The 18,483-nt window shown below is 39.4% G+C and carries 16 protein-coding genes and 1 tRNA gene; 6 read left to right on the plus strand and 11 right to left on the minus strand.

The genetic code is table 11. The annotated features are described in order from the left end of the window. Nucleotides 1-528 precede the first annotated feature (528 nt). Nucleotides 529-1,551, plus strand: a complete 1,023-nt coding sequence (locus G3O08_RS14360) for a hypothetical protein (RefSeq protein ID WP_163286082.1) — start codon at nucleotides 529-531, stop codon at nucleotides 1,549-1,551. Between the two features lie 81 nt (nucleotides 1,552-1,632). Here the strand turns inward: G3O08_RS14360 and G3O08_RS14365 are convergent, their stop codons facing one another. The 4 genes from G3O08_RS14365 to G3O08_RS14380 form a co-directional block, all read right to left on the minus strand. After that, nucleotides 1,633-2,325 carry a hypothetical protein gene (locus tag G3O08_RS14365; protein ID WP_163286083.1) on the minus strand — a complete coding sequence of 231 codons (693 nt, stop codon included), beginning with the start codon at nucleotides 2,323-2,325 and terminating at the stop codon, nucleotides 1,633-1,635. A 195-nt stretch (nucleotides 2,326-2,520) separates the two neighbouring features. Continuing rightward, nucleotides 2,521-2,907, minus strand: a complete 387-nt coding sequence (locus G3O08_RS14370) for a hypothetical protein (RefSeq protein ID WP_163286084.1) — start codon at nucleotides 2,905-2,907, stop codon at nucleotides 2,521-2,523. A 381-nt stretch (nucleotides 2,908-3,288) separates the two neighbouring features. Further along, nucleotides 3,289-3,840, minus strand: a complete 552-nt coding sequence (locus tag G3O08_RS14375) for a DUF1573 domain-containing protein (protein ID WP_239541250.1) — start codon at nucleotides 3,838-3,840, stop codon at nucleotides 3,289-3,291. Between the two features lie 74 nt (nucleotides 3,841-3,914). Then, nucleotides 3,915-5,525 (minus strand): S41 family peptidase, encoded by a 1,611-nt coding sequence (locus tag G3O08_RS14380; protein ID WP_163286085.1) that lies wholly within the window; start codon nucleotides 5,523-5,525, stop codon nucleotides 3,915-3,917. A 265-nt stretch (nucleotides 5,526-5,790) separates the two neighbouring features. Here G3O08_RS14380 and G3O08_RS14385 point away from each other — a divergent pair, with 265 nt between their 5' ends. Next, nucleotides 5,791-7,335 (plus strand): S1 family peptidase, encoded by a 1,545-nt coding sequence (locus tag G3O08_RS14385; protein ID WP_163286086.1) that lies wholly within the window; start codon nucleotides 5,791-5,793, stop codon nucleotides 7,333-7,335. A gap of 130 nt (nucleotides 7,336-7,465) precedes the next feature. Here the strand turns inward: G3O08_RS14385 and trxB are convergent, their stop codons facing one another. The 3 genes from trxB to G3O08_RS14400 form a co-directional block, all read right to left on the minus strand. Then, nucleotides 7,466-8,410 carry a thioredoxin-disulfide reductase gene (gene trxB, locus G3O08_RS14390; RefSeq protein WP_163286087.1) on the minus strand — a complete coding sequence of 315 codons (945 nt, stop codon included), beginning with the start codon at nucleotides 8,408-8,410 and terminating at the stop codon, nucleotides 7,466-7,468. Between the two features lie 101 nt (nucleotides 8,411-8,511). After that, nucleotides 8,512-9,477 carry a DUF4249 family protein gene (locus G3O08_RS14395; RefSeq protein WP_163286088.1) on the minus strand — a complete coding sequence of 322 codons (966 nt, stop codon included), beginning with the start codon at nucleotides 9,475-9,477 and terminating at the stop codon, nucleotides 8,512-8,514. After that, nucleotides 9,459-11,858 carry a TonB-dependent receptor gene (locus G3O08_RS14400; RefSeq protein WP_204336890.1) on the minus strand — a complete coding sequence of 800 codons (2,400 nt, stop codon included), beginning with the start codon at nucleotides 11,856-11,858 and terminating at the stop codon, nucleotides 9,459-9,461. Before G3O08_RS14400 ends, G3O08_RS14395 begins: the two co-directional genes overlap by 19 nt. A 228-nt stretch (nucleotides 11,859-12,086) precedes the next feature. Between G3O08_RS14400 and G3O08_RS14405 the strand changes: the two genes are divergently transcribed. Together G3O08_RS14405 and G3O08_RS14410 are read left to right on the plus strand one after the other, a co-directional pair. After that, entirely contained in the window at nucleotides 12,087-12,803 is a 717-nt protein-coding gene (locus G3O08_RS14405; protein WP_163286090.1) for a glycosyltransferase, read from the plus strand. Further along, the gene (locus tag G3O08_RS14410) at nucleotides 12,800-13,450 is read left to right on the plus strand and encodes a lipid-A-disaccharide synthase N-terminal domain-containing protein (protein WP_163286091.1); all 651 of its coding nucleotides are present in this window, start codon (nucleotides 12,800-12,802) and stop codon (nucleotides 13,448-13,450) included. Before G3O08_RS14405 ends, G3O08_RS14410 begins: the two co-directional genes overlap by 4 nt. On the opposite strand, the gene G3O08_RS14415 is transcribed toward G3O08_RS14410, so the two are convergent. After that, nucleotides 13,447-14,412 carry a GDP-mannose 4,6-dehydratase gene (locus G3O08_RS14415; RefSeq protein WP_163286092.1) on the minus strand — a complete coding sequence of 322 codons (966 nt, stop codon included), beginning with the start codon at nucleotides 14,410-14,412 and terminating at the stop codon, nucleotides 13,447-13,449. The genes G3O08_RS14410 and G3O08_RS14415 overlap by 4 nt on opposite strands. Before the next feature lie 85 nt (nucleotides 14,413-14,497). On the opposite strand from G3O08_RS14415, the gene G3O08_RS14420 reads away from it, so the two are divergent. Together G3O08_RS14420 and G3O08_RS14425 are read left to right on the plus strand one after the other, a co-directional pair. Next, the gene (locus G3O08_RS14420; RefSeq protein ID WP_163286093.1) at nucleotides 14,498-16,108 is read left to right on the plus strand and encodes an ArnT family glycosyltransferase; all 1,611 of its coding nucleotides are present in this window, start codon (nucleotides 14,498-14,500) and stop codon (nucleotides 16,106-16,108) included. A gap of 49 nt (nucleotides 16,109-16,157) precedes the next feature. Then, nucleotides 16,158-16,976 carry a glycerophosphodiester phosphodiesterase gene (locus tag G3O08_RS14425; protein ID WP_163286094.1) on the plus strand — a complete coding sequence of 273 codons (819 nt, stop codon included), beginning with the start codon at nucleotides 16,158-16,160 and terminating at the stop codon, nucleotides 16,974-16,976. A 151-nt stretch (nucleotides 16,977-17,127) separates the two neighbouring features. Here G3O08_RS14425 and G3O08_RS14430 read toward each other — a convergent pair. The 3 genes from G3O08_RS14430 to G3O08_RS14440 all read right to left on the minus strand — a co-directional run bounded on the left by G3O08_RS14430 (nucleotide 17,128) and on the right by G3O08_RS14440 (nucleotide 18,399). Next, nucleotides 17,128-17,200, minus strand: a tRNA-Pro gene (locus G3O08_RS14430). A 132-nt stretch (nucleotides 17,201-17,332) separates the two neighbouring features. Further along, nucleotides 17,333-17,530: a hypothetical protein gene (locus tag G3O08_RS14435; RefSeq protein ID WP_163286095.1), complete on the minus strand. Its 198-nt coding sequence runs from the start codon at nucleotides 17,528-17,530 to the stop codon at nucleotides 17,333-17,335. Nucleotides 17,531-17,763: 233 nt separating this feature from the next. Then, nucleotides 17,764-18,399, minus strand: a complete 636-nt coding sequence (locus tag G3O08_RS14440) for a 2OG-Fe(II) oxygenase (protein WP_163286096.1) — start codon at nucleotides 18,397-18,399, stop codon at nucleotides 17,764-17,766. Nucleotides 18,400-18,483: the final 84 nt, after the last annotated feature.

The following is an 18,483-nucleotide window of genomic DNA, read 5'->3' on the forward strand; positions in this document are numbered from 1 at the left end:
ACACCTGCGTTGCACAAAAATTCCAAAATGCTCAAGTACGAAAATGTACGCTCCGCTTTTTGAATTGCTAAGCGGAAACCTTCGGCTTGTCCATGGACTTGGTAGTGAACTCTAAAACCTGTAATCGTACAACAGTAAAACTAGTACATAAAAGAATAAGAGGGCGTCCTTCATTTAGCCGTTAACAATTACTCCGAAAAAGTTTACTTTGCAAAATGATTTATGGAAACCTTGTTTAAGTCGATATAAATGAACTGGAAAACCTCTGTATTCTTAGTCCTCTTCGCAGGACTTTTGATCTTTTTGACATTTAATCGTCACAAGCATAGTAAGAAAGGCTACTTCAATTATCAAAGTGAAATTTGGGCTGACAAGGCGGGTTATAATGTTTATTTGCCTGCAACATTTATTTACAATTTCGACGCTTCTGCCTTTCCAGATTCACTAGATTCTCGAACTGGCGATGGGTTTAAACTTAACAAAAAGACTAAAATTGTATATACCAAATATACCTACGGGGTAGCGCTAATGCAGGCACCATTTTTTTTATTCGCCTATTGGTATTCTAATTTGATGGGTGCGGAATCTACGGGCTACGAGCCAATATACCACGCTATTATTAATCTTTCCGCAGTTTTTTATTTAGTTTTTGGGCTCTTTTTTTTATTCAAATTTCTTTCTTTTCAATACTCTTGGAGAACGGCATTTTTCTCCACCGCGATCATTTTCTTAGGGACTAATCTTTATTATTATGCAATTGATGATACTGGGATGTCTCATGTTTATTCATTTTTTCTGTTCTCAGCTTTTTTGTTCATCTCACGAAAAACTGATTTTCTCAAGGATTTAAAGCTAATAAACTTGATATCGATCAGTATTATTTCAAGTATAATTCTTCTCATTAGGCCTACTGGGGCAATGTTCTTACTTGTATTTTTCTTTTTGGATTTGAATCAAAGAAATCATATTCTGGAAAGAGTTCGGAGACTAGGGAATATTAGAGCCACTAGTGTTTTTCTATCCATTTTTGCCCTTATCTGGTTACCACAACTTTTATATTGGAAATATTCCACTGGCGATTTCTTGTCATATAGCTACGGTGGGGAAGGATTTAATTTTTTAAGCCCAAAGCTAGGCTATACATGGTTTTCTCCGATAAATGGATTATTTTTATATACCCCTCTATATTTGCTTATTCTTTTTGGAATGGTGCGTATGATTCATAACCAAGTAACCAATGGATGGTTAATCCTGACCTCGTTTTTTGCAATTTCATTTGTGTTCTCTTCGTGGTGGGACTGGTCATTTGGATGCTCGTTTGGAGCGAGAAGTTTTGTTGAATATTTAAGTCTTTTTGTTTTACCTGTCGCATATACTCTCTCTCAATGCACTAAGTTGAGATTGTATAAAAAAGTACTTATTGGAACTCTTATTTTGGGGTTTGTGGCGTTTAACTTGAAAGTGACTTATACCTATGATAGTTGCTTTTTTGGAACTGATGCATGGGATTGGTCGGAATACCTTTCATTAATATCTTCTCCTACAAAGTGAGAACTCCGAATTTTTACGTCAATAGAATTTAGATTTTAGTTTTTTATTGAAAAGTGAGTATATATGCAACCCACATAACCCTCAAAGCCTTAACCCCAATCCAAACCGGATATGCAACTCATTCGGGAAAAGTTTGATATCCGACCTACTCGATTTTCTATCTGAAATTGGCACTGCCGGGTTTTCTGTCTTGGTACTTGATACAAAGGCATTTGCAACGGTAAAGGGAATATTGAGGTTGAGAAACCAGTGATCTGAAATGGAATATGCTAGTGTCGGTATTGCAGAGAAGCGAATACCACCGGTTGACGATGATACCGGGAATATGTCTGATGTTTGCGGCCTCATTGATGCTCTTAGGTAGTAAGGGCTGGCTCCTGCACCTAAGTAAACTTTAAGCTTCGATTCTTCTTCAAATAAATCAATCAGAAATGAATAGGTATAACGCACTGCTGCCTTAATCTCGTCTACACTCGTACCTCCTACCAAATGTGAAAACTGATTGAGACTGTCAAGCGAGTAGACCTCTGCTTCTTTAGTATTAAAACCAATTCTCGAAATTTCAAATTCTTGAAAGTCGCCATTCTCTCTGAATAAAAGTACTGCCGGACTAAAATAGCCATAGGCACCATTACTCTTCTTTACTTCAATGCCCTGTGGATGCCAATTTTGAACTTGCTCATTGGAAATTGCAAAATTGGAGTATGCCGCAAACGCGAAGTTCTGATCTTGTGAGAATAGGCTTACGGATGATAAAAGAAATGTGGCTAACACCAGAAAACTCAAAAATTTGACCCGTGAAAAACGCATATTGTTTGAAGATTGATGTGCGATGTAAAACGCTCAACAACAGTTTTTAGTATGCTTTAAGTTTGATTTTACTTTCTAATACTCCGGGAGATAAGTTAGGCTAAAGATATTCGAAGCACATCCATTATTCAATTTCTATTCTGAAAATTTAATGTAAAACTATTCAATATCAGCATTATAAATATTGAATATGCAGCTGTTTTCATAATCTGGAGGAATGGTTTTTACTTTTTCATTTTCCGAATCCCAGTTGTCAGTAATCTGTATTTTCTTCGTCAAAATTCCACCGCCATCTACTTCTGTATAAGCCGAGTCTATTTCCCAAACGCAATCAGGCTCTTCATCGCTACCCTTATTAGAGGTAGTAATAGACAACTGATTTGATTGTCCTGATTCAATATTTAGGGTATCGCTTCCGCGTCCATTTCTGTAAACTACCATTTTTAAATTCTTGTCGCTATTATTTTTAATCGATCTGGTCGTTACAGTTTCACTAGAGCAGGAGGTGAGGGATAGAAGGACAGCTATTGAAAATAAATTTTTCACTTCAGTATTGTTGGAATAATTGAATTTTGATTGCGTTTTAATAGCCGAAATCCGAAGCAAATGCTCCGGATTCCAGTGCTATGAAACAGAAAACCCTGAAATGACTCATAATTGAAACAAATAGAAGCACACTTCAGGTATCCGAAAGGTAAAAAAAATATTTTGATTATTTTAATTTCGAATAGGTGTAATTTCGCAAGTCCACATTTCAAAAGTGCTCTTGATGTGAGAATTTCATGCTGTATAGACGAGTGAGGGCATTGCACGCAGCTTACAAACCAAAGATTGAATATGGCTGTATCACTTCTGTGAAATGAGAATAAAAAAAACCCTTAACGAATTCTCGCTAAGGGTCTTAAAATATGATTTAACAATGTAAAATTAAGCAGGTACTTCTTCTACATCTGCCATAATAGTTAGAATGGTTGAAGCAGGCTCTGTATTAGCAGTAATTGTAACAGTTTTATTCTGTTTGTTTTTTTGCTTGCCTGGTTTATACACAACTTTTATTTCACCTGTTGCACCCGGAGCAATAGGCTCTTTCGGATACTGTGGTACCGTGCAACCGCATGAACCTTTGGCATTTTCAATAATAAGAGGTTCTTTACCTGTATTTGTAAAAGTAAAGACTTTGGTGTTTTCAGAATCCTGAAGAATATTTCCAAAATCGTAGGTACTTTCGTTGAAATCCATTGCTGTAAGCGGTCCTGAAGGTTTTGTGCTGGCAGATTTCAATGGATCTATCGATGCTACATCTGCAGCTTTCTTATTTGCCAGTGCGGTAGAATTATTGTCTGCTGCACGCTCAAAAGTTGCTTTTGCACTTGTTGGATCTGCATAGGATGAAGAGCCATTCTTTACTAATAATACTGTGTTTACAACGAGCAATGCTGCGATGAAAACCATTAATCCGTTTTTTAAACTTTCACTCATGTTCTTAGATTTTTGACTTTTTGAATTACAAATTTAGTAATTCTCTTGATTTGATGTATTGTTTAACAAATTGTTTAGAATTCAGTACGCGCTAAATTATAGTTTTTATAACTATTGTCATTTAAAATGTCAACTGCATGCGAGAATGCAGGCCAATAAGGATTGAATACTTGATAGTATGCAGAATAGTTCCAAAGATTTCGTGCAATAAGCGCTTCAAGCCTTCCTTTTATCATTTTTTCAGACGCAGCGTACTGCTCATCTGTCCATTCTATTTCGGAATCTTCATCGGCGGTGTATGCTTTAAACTCTTCAATTACAGTATTCATTTCAAAGCTTTCGATAAACTTATCTACGGTGGGGTAGGTTTTTAAAAGCTGCTTCCTATGTTTATTCGAGTAGGTAATAGCAAAGCTATTCATAACCCCTTTTCTGATCAGATCGGTATTCAGTTTTGTTGATTGGGTGGTATCAATGGGTACAAAAACATCGGGAGTAATGCCACCGCCACCATATACAATTCGTTTTTTGTCTGTGAAATATTTCAGAGAATCAGGTGCGTGGAGACTATCTAATGAAAATACTTCACCAGTTTCATAGCGCTCATATTTCTCCATATAATAAGCTTCGGCACCATCTTCGTATGATTTTTGAATACAGCGACCACTTGGAGTATAATATTTCTGGGTGGTTAAGCGCACATAGCTTCCATCTGGAAGGGGTATGGGGCGTTGTACCAGTCCTTTTCCAAAACTTCGGCGACCTACTACCAGCCCGCGATCCCAATCTTGAATGGCTCCGGCCACGATTTCAGATGCGCTGGCAGATCCTTCGTCCATAAGTACCACCAGACGTCCTTTTTCAAAATCACCATTTGCAGTGGCGCTGCGGTCTCTGCGCGGGTAGCTTCTTCCTTCGGTATAGACTATCAATTCATTTACTTTCAGAAATTCATCGGCTAAATCTATTGCGGTTTCCAAAAGCCCACCGCCATTTCCTTGCAGGTCAAGTATTAAATCTTCCATACCATTTGCTTTCAGTTGCTTCATGGCTGTTGTAAACTCATCCATCGTTGTTTTCGAAAAGCGATTTAGCTTGATATATCCTATTTTGTCGTTGACCATATAAGATGCATCAAGGCTGTAGATTGGTATTTCATCTCTGATGATTTCAAAATCGAGTGGATCTTTCGTGCCACGACGCGAGATACCGACATTTACTATAGTGCCTTTCGATCCCCTCAGTTTATCTGTTACATCTTTGTTGGTAATACCTACACCGGCTACATTTTCCCCTTCAATAGATACGATTCTGTCACCGGCCATTATGCCAAGCGATTCACTCGGGCCACCTGCAATAGGCGATACAACTATAATCGTGTCTTTAAGGATATTAAACTGCACACCGATACCTTCAAAATTTCCTTCCAAACCTTCATTGGCTTTTGCCACATCTTCGGCAGGAATATAAACGCTATGTGGATCTAAATCTTCAAGCATTTTGCGAATGGCATCATCCACTAATTTATTCGTGGAAACGCTGTCAACATAGCTATTTTCAATATGATATAGTAGTGCGGTAAGTTTCTCTGCGGCTTGTCTAAATTCAGTATTGAGTTCTTGCTGTTGAGAAAATGCACTGAAAGACAGAGTGATAGACATCACTACAGTAAGTAATAATTTCATAAATGAGGTTTAATGCTTAATTTGTTCATAAAAGTAACGAATCCGCGTAAGGAAGGGATGTCTTAGTGCCGTTAAATATGGTTAAAGATGTTTGCCAATGCATACGCCAGGAAAAAAGAAATTGTTCCACCTTATCGTATAAATGATTGGTAATGAAACCTCACAACTGCTTATTGCGTAAGCGTGTTTAATGTATTCTTATGATAAATCAATAGAATCATCTCTTTTATTTTTTCCAGATGCGTTGCAACACGAAATATAATCAATGAAAAATGAAGAATTACATAAGTTTACTAGCGAGGATTGGAAGCTGTTAGAATCCCAGTTTGCGGGGTTTTCATTGCCCGTTATCGATTTCGTAACCGAAAATAAAGGTTCACTTTCTGAAGCCGAGGAAATATACATAAACGCATTTATTTACTATACGCAATTACTCGAGCTTCATGGTCTTAAGCTCTCCACAAAGGCTGAAGATTTGATTTATTCTTTTTCGCGGAAGCTTTGGATAAAAGTATTGGGAAAAAGAAATGTGGATGTCAATTTTGTAAAGCATCGCAGGTCATTTTTTGAAATGGAAGATGCATTTCATGAAATTGAATCCATAAATGAAAGAAGCGAAAAAACGGCCGAGAAACTCGCCGAAGTGGGTGAGCCGGCACGTACGCTGATATTAGAACATATTGGGCGAAACGCAGAACTTGCAATTATAGGGTCGAGATTGGGCTATTCCGATGAAGACAGGGCTTTTGGACAAATATCCAAAAGTCTTCGCAAACTTATTCGCCTCTCTGAAGGCAAAACATTTGAACTAGATGATGCTGATTTTAAGCTCTTATTGAGATATGTTCTGGACAATCAGGGTCGTGACTCAATAGATCTTAATGAAGAGAAAAAAGTAGCAGTAACCATGATTTCGCGATCTGTGGCAATGATTAGAAGCTATGTAACCAGAAACCAGCGCATTGCAAAATTAAAAGAAATGCAGGAAAGAATTCACCCGGATGTGCATTCTGCTCTTGAAAAATCTCAGCCAGTCAGTACTCAAAAAAACAGAAAAATGAAGCCAATAGCAGTATTTGCCCTTTCGGCTATAGTGGCGCTATCCGTTTCGGTGATGACAGCATTCGGAATTTCCGGTTTTCAAAAACAAAACCAGCAATCTGAAACTGAAACCGAAATAAACGCCGATACGTTAATAACTGAAACCGTCGTTATAGACTCTATGCCTGTGATAGCACATAGTTCATCGGCATTTGCGATTTCTAACGATGGTCTTTTTATCACCGCAGCAAAAGTCGAAAAGGGAATACGGTTTAAGCTCATCCCATCTGTGGAAGGAGAAGTGCTAATTGGCGAAGTGGTATTTAGCGATACCGCACAAAGTCTTGCAATAATAAAATGTACTTTAGAAAGCCGTTTGCGATTACCTTATATGTTATCTTTTGAGGATCCGAAAATTGCACAGGAATTGTATTCTATAAGCAATTATAAGCAAGAATTTTTTTATACGGAAGGTAAAGTAAACGCAGCAGGAGTAGAGGGAATGGGAAAAGTGAAACTAGATAATACTACACCCGGGGCTCCTATTGTTTCTGAAAAGGGACAAATTCTTGGAATGGTTCTTGGTAATGGTGATGAGAATATGAATCTCGTGATTACCAGTTCAAAAATGAAAGAAGCTATTTCAAAATATGAGGAAAACTCGGGCTTAAGAGTCCAGCTTGTTACTCGCAATGGTTTGTTTTATAGCAATAGAACATCTCAGGTAGAACTCTTAAAACCCTTTATCTACGAGGTAAAAAATATTTGAAAGGAAAGCGCAACCTTCTATTTCGAGGCGCGTACTATAAATCGAAATAAGATGCCCGTCCGAAAGGGCTATGAAACAGGAAAGCCTCCCTTGCTATGGGGAGGCTTTTTCTATATAATGCTTTTTTATATTAATGTATTCCCTGATCTGCAAGATAACGCTCTGCATCCAGTGCTGCCATACATCCGGTACCCGCAGCAGTAACGGCTTGGCGGTAAATTTTATCGGCAGCATCGCCACATGCAAATACGCCTTCTACTTTTGTTTTGGTCGATCCGAGTTGTATCTTTAGATATCCGGTTTCGTCCATATCAAGCTGTCCTTTAAAGATGTCGGTATTTGGTTTATGACCAATAGCTACAAAGAATCCGGTAACATCCAGAACTTTTTCTTCGTTCGTTTCAGTATTTATCACTTTTACACCTTCCACTCCTTTTTCGCCCAGCACTTCCATTGTTTCGGTATGCCAGAGAATCTCAATGTTTGGGGTGTTCATCACACGGTGCTGCATCGCTTTTGAAGCGCGCATTTCGCCACGGCGAACTATCATAGTAACTTTACGACAAAGTTTAGCCAGATAGCTGGCTTCTTCAGCAGCTGTATCGCCGGCACCTACAATTGCTACGTCCTGACCTTTGTAGAAGAACCCATCGCATACCGCGCAGGCACTTACTCCAAACCCATTTAGGCGTTGCTCGCTTTCAAGACCAAGCCATTTTGCCGAAGCTCCGGTAGAAATAATTATCGTATCGGCAGTAACATGCTTCTTGCCGTCTATTTCCACTTTATGTGGCTTTTGACTGAAGTCAACTGAGGTGGCCAATCCAAAACGCACATCGGTTCCAAAACGCTCGGCTTGTTTTTTAAAATCTTCCATCATTTCAGGACCCTGAATCCCATCAGGATATCCTGGATAGTTTTCAACATCGGTGGTGATGGTAAGCTGACCACCGGGCTGTAAACCCTGATACATTACTGGATGCATATCGGCTCTGCCTGCATAAATAGCAGCGGTATAGCCAGCAGGCCCAGATCCGATTATAAGACATTTTATGTGTTCAATTTCTTCGCTCATGCTGATATTATTCAAATTTGAAGGTGCAAATGTACGAAGAGATTGGGCGATTTAGAAGTGATAGTTATCACCAAAACCAATGAACCCTAAGCCGGAAACTATTACGGAATTGCAATGATAGTATCGCGCGAGCAAGCGTATCCCGCCCAAATGCCTAAGCCACCATTAATATTGCTGATTACATTTGCCGGAGATGCAAAAGGACTTCCATTGGCACCTTGTTGAGATTCAAATGTGAGGTAAAACTCGTAGGAGGCTTTGGTAATTGAACAAAACTTAAATATAAAGGTATCTCCTATTTCAAAATAACCAGATTCGTCGCCCTGATCTGTCGGGCGAATAGAATTTGCCGGTTGACCTCTTGTGAAGCCTACTTCAATGGTTTCTCCGTTAAAAAATTCATCAATAAAAGTAGATCCCAAAGGGGCGTAATAAAGATCATCAATGGGGTTGTTATTGTCGTTTGGCCCTATTCTTTTGGTGAAAATGCGGTAAGCATTATTGAGTGTGTCTGGATCTGAAAGATTGCAAAATACGTAGCCATATTGTGGACTATCTGCCCAAAGCCGAAACCAAACAGAATCGGGTTCAATGATTGCCGGGATTTTGGTCGTCGCCGATAATTCCTTTCCCTCTGCGGTTACAGACAGGTCGTAAATTGTGTTTTCAGTACCTATTAGAGCAGGGTCAAGCCCAATGTAGGCGCATATTCTAAGATCGTCTAAGTCTTCTATGCTTATTCCAATTAAACCAGATACAATTGCTTGAAATTCGGGAGGTAAGCTATCTGAACAAATTCTATTGAGCAGAATGCCATTTACCCGTACCTCTGCATTATCAATATATGAATTGGCAATATCTTGGGCGCTTGTTGGCTCAAAAAAACCGCGGGTTTTGCTCAAAAGTACAACTGGAGGCTGGCCGGTTTCTATGGTGCCTTCTACAACTATTTGGGTTTCACCAGTGGGTACGTCGATTTCTATCTCTCTTTCGCAAGAAGCAAACAAAAGGGTAAAGGCTACCAGTATCAGAATCCGAAAAACGTATTTTAAAACGAGAAATTCCATGTAACAGAAGGTAAAATAGGAAAAAGTGAAACTTGCTTGGCCGTAACTTTATACGTATTATCTACAGCTCTTCCAGCGGTATCGAAATAATAAAAATACGGATTGAGCCTGTTGTAGACATTGTAGATCGAAAATACCCATTTCGATTGTATTTTACGTGGTACTTCAATCTTATTTCCGGTTTTTGGATCTATTTCAATTCGGGTATTGTTTGGCTGGTAAATCGCAGAAAGATCAAGGCGGTGATAGTCTTTCATTCTGAAACTATTCCTTTCGTCATAGTTGTACACCAATCGGTTTTCGATGAAGTATCCACTTTGTGGAAGGGTAATTGCACGACCAGTTCCAAAAATAAAATTCCCTGAAAGTGTCCATTTTTTATTGAGCTTGTGAGCGACTACGAGCGCGAGATCGTGCGTGCGATCAAATGTAGCCGGATAAGTGCGCCCCTGGTTTATTTCTTCAAAAGTCCGCTCTGAACGCGAGAGTGTATAACCAATCCAACCTGTAGTTTTCCCAATTGTTTTATGAATAAACACTTCAATTCCATACGCTATTCCATTCCCAAAAGTCAAAAGATTGTCTTCGTTATTATCTACTCCATCACTCGGTTGGGTATTTTCCTTGTATTCAACAAGATTGTCCATAGTTTTGAAATATCCTTCCACAGAAGTTTCGAGCATTCCGTCAAAAAAGTTTCTAAAATACCCCAGAGAATATTGCCGTCCCAGTTGTGGTTGTATAACGTCGGTGCTCGGAAGCCAAACATCTGTGGGCAGCGCGAGTGGTGAGATATTGGCAAGATGAATATACTGGTAGTTTTGGGTGAAAGCTGTTTTAATAGATGATCTGGAATTTAATTGATAACGAACCATGAACCTGGGTTCAAGCCCAAAATAATCCGCAATATTTTCATTTTTACCGTACGAAATGGTATCTGTTTTATTCCCATTTTCATCTAAAATATAGCGTGTAAATGGCCCCACATGCATAAATGCTGAGGCGCGAATGCCAGCTTCAAAACTCCAGGTTTCGGTGAGATCAAAGGCATCTGATAAATAGATTGCTCCCTCATGACTTCTGTATTTTTGAAGCTCCCCCAAGTCAAACTGTGTTCCTCCCTGCTCTGCTCTTGAGTTGTTAGGTCGAATGGCGTGATTGGTATAAGCGCCACCAAAACGCATTCGATGGCTACCCAAATTAAAACTGTATTCGGGTTTAAATCTGTAATCGAGCACATTGCTTTTTACCTCCAGCTCAAAATCATCCTGAGCACCCAAAAAGGTAAAGCGATAATTTGTAATTGAAGCATTTAATTTAAGTAAACTATTGTTATTGAATAATTTGCTATAACCACCTGAGGCAATTCTATTGCCCCAACCTACCGTTGTTTTAAATTCTGATTGTGGGCTGTTAAAGTCAAAATAATCATCACCGAAATAACCGCTTAGGTAGAGCTTTCCGCCTTTATTGAGTTTCCAATCGAGCCTGGCATTCAAATCGTAAAAGTAGTAGCCGCTTCCGCCGAAAGGCGAACTCTTTTTAATAAATGGCTTAGCCAAAGCGTCAATATAGGTGCGCCTTCCGGCGATAAGAAAAGTGGATTTTCCTTTTTCGATAGGTCCTTCCAGGGTAAGTCGGCTCGAGATTAGGCCAATTCCTCCCCGGCCTGAGAATTTGTCTTTATTTCCCTGTCTTTGCTCAATATCAATTACCGATGCAAGCCGTTCGCCATGGCGAGCCGGCATTACACCTTTATAAAGTTTTACACTTTGAATAGCATCTGAATTAAAAACAGAAAAAAAGCCGAGTAGGTGAGAGGCATTATACACTACGGCATCATCAAAAAGAATGAGGTTTTGATCGGGGCCTCCACCACGCACATAAAATCCGGCACTTCCTTCACCAGCAGATTGCACACCCGGAAGGAGTTGGATTGATTTGAGCAAATCTACTTCTCCCAAAAACGCAGGCATAGTCTCTATCGTTTCCATAGTGAGGGCATTCACGCCCATTTCAGTACTCCTTATTTTTTCAAGCCGTGTTGCTTCAATTTCAACAGCCGATAAAGTGATAGAACCCAGAGAAATATCGAGTTTAAGAGAGTCATTTTCGCTGAGGCTTATCTGTTTTTTATATTCGCGGAAGCCCACATAAGATGCTGTAAGCAAATAATTGCCTGGTGATGCACGAAATTTATAATTTCCATTTGCATCTGTAATTGCGCCCTTTAAGCTCGGGGTAAGATAAATGCTAGCTCCCGGAAGCGATTCGAGGGTAAGGCTATCTTTTATACTTCCGTAAATAAGCACCGATCTTTGCGCCTGTGCGGAAATTTGCAAAAAACCAAAAAGGAAGAAAAAGAAAAATAGTCGAACCAAAACAAACATTGAATGGGGATAACTACGAAAGGGGTGTTTTGGTTTAAACTGATTCACAATTGCAAAAGTACGGAGAAAGAAAAAGGTGGAGCTCTTGCGACTAGGGAATTTCGTACAAATGAATATATCGTTTATTATGAACCGCAATTTATCGCCTATCGCATACTTTTATTAAAAATAACCATCTTTGGCGTCAGATAGTCTTGACTACAAACTAGAATTGCCTGCATGGAGAATATCAGATTAACCATTATTGTTCCCGTTTACAATGAAGAAGAAAGCCTTGGACAGCTTCAAACTGAATTGAACAAATACCTTAATGCCACACCTGTAAGCTCTCAGATTCTTTTTGTAAATGATGGTTCGTCGGATAAAAGTCAGACAATAATCGAAGATATTTGTGCTGTGAATCCTGCTTATCACTACTTAGCGCTGGCCGCAAATCACGGTTTAAGTACAGCTGTAAAGGCGGGAATTGATGCTTGCGAAACAGAATTGGTTGGTTATATAGATTCTGATATTCAGACTACTCCAATGGACTTCTTAAATTATTTTGCCTTCTTCCCGGAATATGATATGGTAAATGGAATTCGAGCCAACCGAAAAGATACAGGCGTTAAAAAGCTCTCCTCGAAAATAGCAAACTGGTTTCGTCGTACTATGATAAATGATGGTATTGAAGACACGGGCTGTCCTTTAAAAATTATCAAAACCGACTTTGCCAAGCGGATTCCATTTTTTGACGGTATGCATAGGTTTATCCCGGCGCTGATACAACTTCAGGGTGGTAAAGTGAAACAAATTCCCATTCAGCATTTTCCCCGTTTTGCGGGCACAGCGAAATACAATTTGTGGAATAGAATGAAAAAGCCTTTTTTTGACACCTTGGCCTTTAGATGGATGCGTAGCCGATACATTCGCTATTCTGTTAAAAAACAGGCATGAATCCCGAGCAAATACAAAACATCGGGTTTATAGCTCAAGGCCTTTTTGCTTCGCGATTTATTGTGCAATGGGTACGATCAGAAAAAGTAGGTCGCGTGTTGACTCCTGTTATGTTTTGGCAACTGAGTCTTGTAGCATCTTTCCTGCTCATTATATACAGTATTTTGGCTCAGGATCTGCCGGTATTGTTAGGGCAAGCCATTGGCTATTATATCTATGTTCGCAACCTTAGACTTAAGAGAGCCTGGCGCGTTCTCCCCAAGTATTTTCGATATTTTGTCGTTGCTTTTCCATTTCTGGCAGGTCTTTGGCTCATCTTTGGAGGTGAATACAGCCTCAAAGGAATTTGGGATCACCATGATAACATGGCTCTCTTGATATGGGGTACAATAGGGCAGCTTATCTTCTCTTCTCGCTTTATTTATCAATGGTATTATTCCGAAAAGGTGAAACGCTCAGTGCTGCCTTTGGGGTTTTGGATTATCAGCATTGTGGGTGCGGTTTTTATATCAACCTATGCCTTTTATATGGATCTGTATCCGATAATTTTAGGGCATGTTTTTGGCTTCTTTATTTACAGCCGAAACATCGCCATACACTTCAAATACCAAAAGAAATTGGCAGCGTTGAAAAATACAAATGTTTAGACCACGTGGATTGATCGGTACCAATCTACAAACCTGGCAATGCCTTCTTCAAACGGAATCTGCGGGTTATAACCTATTAGCGCTTTGGCACGGCTTATATCTGCAAAGGTAATGTCCACATCACCCTCCTGCATAGGCATTTGCTGAATGTTTGGCTGTTTGTCCATATAGCGGTAAAGCGTAGCAATCAAGTCGCTCAAATTGATAGGTGTATTATTGCCCAGATTGATCGTTTCGTAAACGTCGGTATGCGTTAATAAATAGTTCACACCACTAAAAATTCCCGATACGGTATCAGAAATGTACGTATAATCGCGCGAACTACTACCATCGCCATACATTTGAATCGGTGTTTCTTCATCAATTAGTTTTGAGAATTTGTGAATGGCCAAATCTGGGCGTTGCCGCGGGCCAAAAACAGTAAAGAAGCGCGCATTAATCACGTCAATATGATAAAGGTGATGGTAAGTAAAATTCATTAATTCGGCAGACCTCTTGGTAGCAGCATATGGCGAAATGGGCTTATCGTCCACCTCATCTTCCTTAAAGGGAATTGATTTTTGATTTCCATAAATAGAAGATGATGAAGCGAAGAAAAGTTTTTTACATCCCGTTGCCACCATCCATTGCAGAATATTATGTGTTCCGTTCACATTTACTTCAATATAGGCTTTTGGATCTTTTATAGAAGGGCGTACACCTGCTTTTGCCGCAAGGTGTACCACAATATCAACCGGAGTAGACAAGGTGTCAAACAGCGTTTTTTTATCGCGAATATCAACCTTATGAAATGTAAAAGAAGGGTGCTTAATAAAGCCAGACATGTTCCGATCCTTGATGCTTCGGTGATAAAATCTGGAGAAATTATCAATTCCAATTACCTCATGACCTGCTTCCAGAAATCGCTCTGCTGCATGGGAACCAATAAATCCAGCGCAACCAGTTAGGAGTATTTTTGCCATGCTCAAATATATGGTTTTTGATTTTCCAACCAGTTTTTAATTTTCTCGAAGCTTATATTTTTAATTTTGGGGTCTAAGCCAAAGAATGAAGAGCTACCAGCAATTCTTACTAATCCTTTCCCTTTGCGGCCTCACTTTTTTTGCCCACTTGGGCGAGTTTGCTCCCGATTTGATGGAAGCGCGTAACTATATCTCTGCCCGAGAAATGCTAAATGATGGCCATTGGATTACGCCAACAATGAACGGTGAGCCAAGGCTTGAAAAACCGCCATTTCCAACCTGGATTACCGCCTTGTCAGCAAAATTTGGTGGCGGTCTTGACGATCCTTTTAGTATGCGATTTCCGGCAGCAGCATCTGCTACACTCTTGGTCTTTTTCTTCTTTGGATTTTGCCGCGAGCTAAGCAAAGAGAAATATCTGCCGCTGCTGGGTGCCGCTATTATGGCTACCAGTCTTATGATAATTCAGCAGGCGCGCACTAATAGCTGGGATATCCACGCCCATGCTTATATGTTGGGAAGTTTATGGCTGCTCTTGCGTGGCTGGAGAAAAGGAGGTTGGCGCAACTTCACAGGAGCCGGAATTTTAATGGGCTTATCCATTCTCAGCAAGGGTCCCGTTCCGCTATATGTGCTTTGGCTTCCATTTATTCTTGCTTATGGATTTGGGTATAAAAATGGACTGGTAAAACGATATTGGAAGCAAACACTTTTGGTATTTGTACTGGGACTAATCGTTGGATTCGGGTGGAGAGTTTATATTTATTTAGAACTTCCTGAAGTGATGGAATACGTTATCAATAAAGAAACCACATCGTGGGGAGATCGCCATGTGCATCCGTTTTATTTCTATCTCCACTTTCCGGTTTTTATCGGTATATGGTCTGTTTTTGTTATCGCCAGTTTCTTTTACAAATATGCTAAGGAGCGCGTAAATAGATTTGGAAATTACCGCTTTGCGCTTTTGTGGATTCTCATTTCTGTTCTTCTCTTGTCGGTTATTCCCACCAAAAAGGAGCGCTACCTCTTGCCTGTTATGATTCCCATGGCCTTAATGGCAACTTATATGGTTTACGCTGTTATTAAAGCTATACAGGAAAAGAATGATACGAAATGGGATAGAATAGTTTTGCGCATCTTTTCGATAATTATTGGCCTTGCCGGTGCGGCATTGCCTATCGTTGCCTGGGTTTTAAAAGACCAGTATGCTTCGAGTACACTTTTTATAATAAGTGTAATTATAACAGGCATCTTGGGTCTACGCGGATGGTATTTGATAAAATCTAACAGTGCTTCCAAACTAGTTGTTAACGCCATGGCAATTGTAGCTGTGGTAAGTGGATTACTCACTCCGCAGCTATCTGATATACATTATCAGTACCCCAATTTTAGAGATATTGCAGAAATTCAGAAAATCTCCAAATTACAGGGAATACCAACGGTATCTAATTCTCAAGAGCTCAATATGAAAATGGTATGGGCCGTAGGTGGAAAGGTAGGTTATATAAATTTTTCTGAACCAAATTGGGAATCATCACTACCTGCTGTGCTAATATGTGGAGCAGCGCCCGCGGAGTGGATGCCGATTGAAGTTTTAGAAAGACTAAAATTTGAAGATTATGGAGTGTATGATTATTTTAGAAAAAATTCGGAGTACAAAGCGCATGTATACTATGTTTCAAAACTCTCTGATTAAGTTATGCTCAGCACTCGCTTTGTGCGTAATATTCAGTAGCTGTAGCTCTGTGGATACAGATGCAATTGATAATCTACATAATGGAAAGATATTGAAACTTGGTCATGCCGGGTTGGGTTTCACATCTTTAGTAAACCCGTTTAATCCCTATCCTACCAATGGAATAACAGCACTTAAAAAAGCAATGGATTATGGGGCTGATGGAGTAGAGGTGGACGTGCAAATGACAAAAGATAGCGTAATCGTACTTTTTCATGATTTAACCATGGAGGAGAGTACAAGTTTGAAAGGATGCATTCAGGAAAAAAACTGGTCAGAAATTAAAGATACACACTATGAGCTTGGTGGTATTTATGATCTTTTTCAATCAGATAAAATAATGCGTTTAGATAGTTTATTGTCGTGGTTTCAAAATATGGAAGAGTATCCCCATATCCACTTTGATACCCGCATTTACAACACGTGCAATAAGTCTGAACCCTATGCGTATAACGGTAGTTTAGGTCCCCAACTGGTAAAAGTGTTAGATGAATACAATGTGCCAACTGATAAGGTGCTCATCATTTCGACGACTAAAAAGTTTTTGGAGTATTTGCAGGAAATACAAACGCAATATTTGCTATCTTATGAAGAAACGGACGATTTTGATAAGGGGTTAGAGACCGTATTGGATTTGGGAATTACTTCGATGACTATAAAACCTAAACTCCTAACGTCAGAAAAAGTAGCAATCGCTCACAAGAACAACATCCAAATAGTAACTTTTGGCGCTAAATCGCGAAGCGGAACTGCCAGCTTAATAGAGTTGAATCCCGATGTGATTCACAGCAATAATATCAGAGCTTTGATTGATTTGCTGAAGAATTAGAGAGTTGGAATTAGCTTTTTTTGAAGGCTCGGGAGCTTAGACCAAAATCGAGCAAAATTGTGATTTCGGCCAAATCAAAACAGAGCTTTTATCAAAAAAAAAGCCTGTAGATCACAAGATCTACAGGCTTTATATTTTTTTAAAAAACTAGTCGGGGTGACAGGACTTGAACCTGCGACCTCACGCCCCCCAGACGTGCACTCTACCACCTGAGCTACACCCCGATTCTGTGGTTAGGGCGACAAAAGTAGCATTTGACAGCATTATTTGCAATGATTCCAAAAGTTTACCGGCAAATTAGTGGGGCGATTTCTTTAAATGCTAATTATCAACAGCATTTAGAAGTAATTTCATTTTTATTTCCCCGATCGCGTCATAAATGCACCTATTATTAGCACCACTGCCGAAATAATCAGCGGTGTCCAGTTGGCTTTACTTACAGCGATGTCGGCTCCGAAAATACTGAATGACTCGGAATCGCCGATAGCCTGAATTCCAAAGATTATGCACCCGATTATACCGAGTACGAGCAGAATAATTCCTACAATTTTCATGGTTTGTATTTTAAATGTTCAAGGTTTTATTTGGCAAAAATCAGTCCGCGATTAAGACTGTATGGTGAGTTACTTGCGATAAGAAGTTGATAGCGTGATTTTTAAAATTAAATTTTGAAATTGTAAAATTAAATGTGAAAATAATAAGTGTGGAAATTACTGCACATATGAGCCTATACAGGCGCAAGTTTAAAGGAAGGCAAATAATTGATTGTAATTTGAACTAGAACTGCTTAGCCGAGATAGCCTACCCCAATTGGATGCTTTGTAAGCCAGCCAGTTACACTATACCTGCTGGCTTCTGTTTTGAGTACTTCATGTTCTACAATATCGCTGCGCAGTAAAACCATTCTTCCCGGAAGGGGATCAATATCAACGAATGCTTCGTTTGGGGCATACACACGAAGCTGACCTGCATTTGCGGTAATCCACTCAGTGTTGACATAGAAAATGACCGATAAAATACGGTTGCTTCTTATTTTGAACTGATCAAGGTGTCGTTTGTAAAATGTGCCTTTTGGATAATGTGCCAGATGAAATTCGCAATCTAGCGCACCCAAATAACAGAGCCGGTTCATTTGGGCAGTTAACTCATCAATTAACAAATAGAATTCACTTATTTCCTGATCTCGTATTTTATCAAGCCAATAAATCCAGTCGCCGCGTATGGCTCGATCTACGGTAAAATCAGCCATGGAGCCAATTCCTGCTTTGCGAAATTCTTCTTCCTCCAGCTTTGTTTTTAGAAAGGCATGTAGTTTGGCTAAAAGATTTTTGTTGAGAAAATCGTTGAGTATAACGTAATTGTTTTCGGCGAGGTCATCTGCCCATGATTCCCATTGAGAATCACTAAAGTAGGGTTCATTCATTTATATGGCAAGAGTACAACAAAAGTGAAGAAAAAATCTTAAAATTAAGTAAATTCAAAATTTTCTGTTGTAAATCAGTCATTC

The sequence above is a fragment of the Cryomorpha ignava genome, from assembly GCF_010686655.1.
GTDB classification, from domain to species: Bacteria; Bacteroidota; Bacteroidia; order Flavobacteriales_D; family Cryomorphaceae; genus Cryomorpha; species Cryomorpha ignava.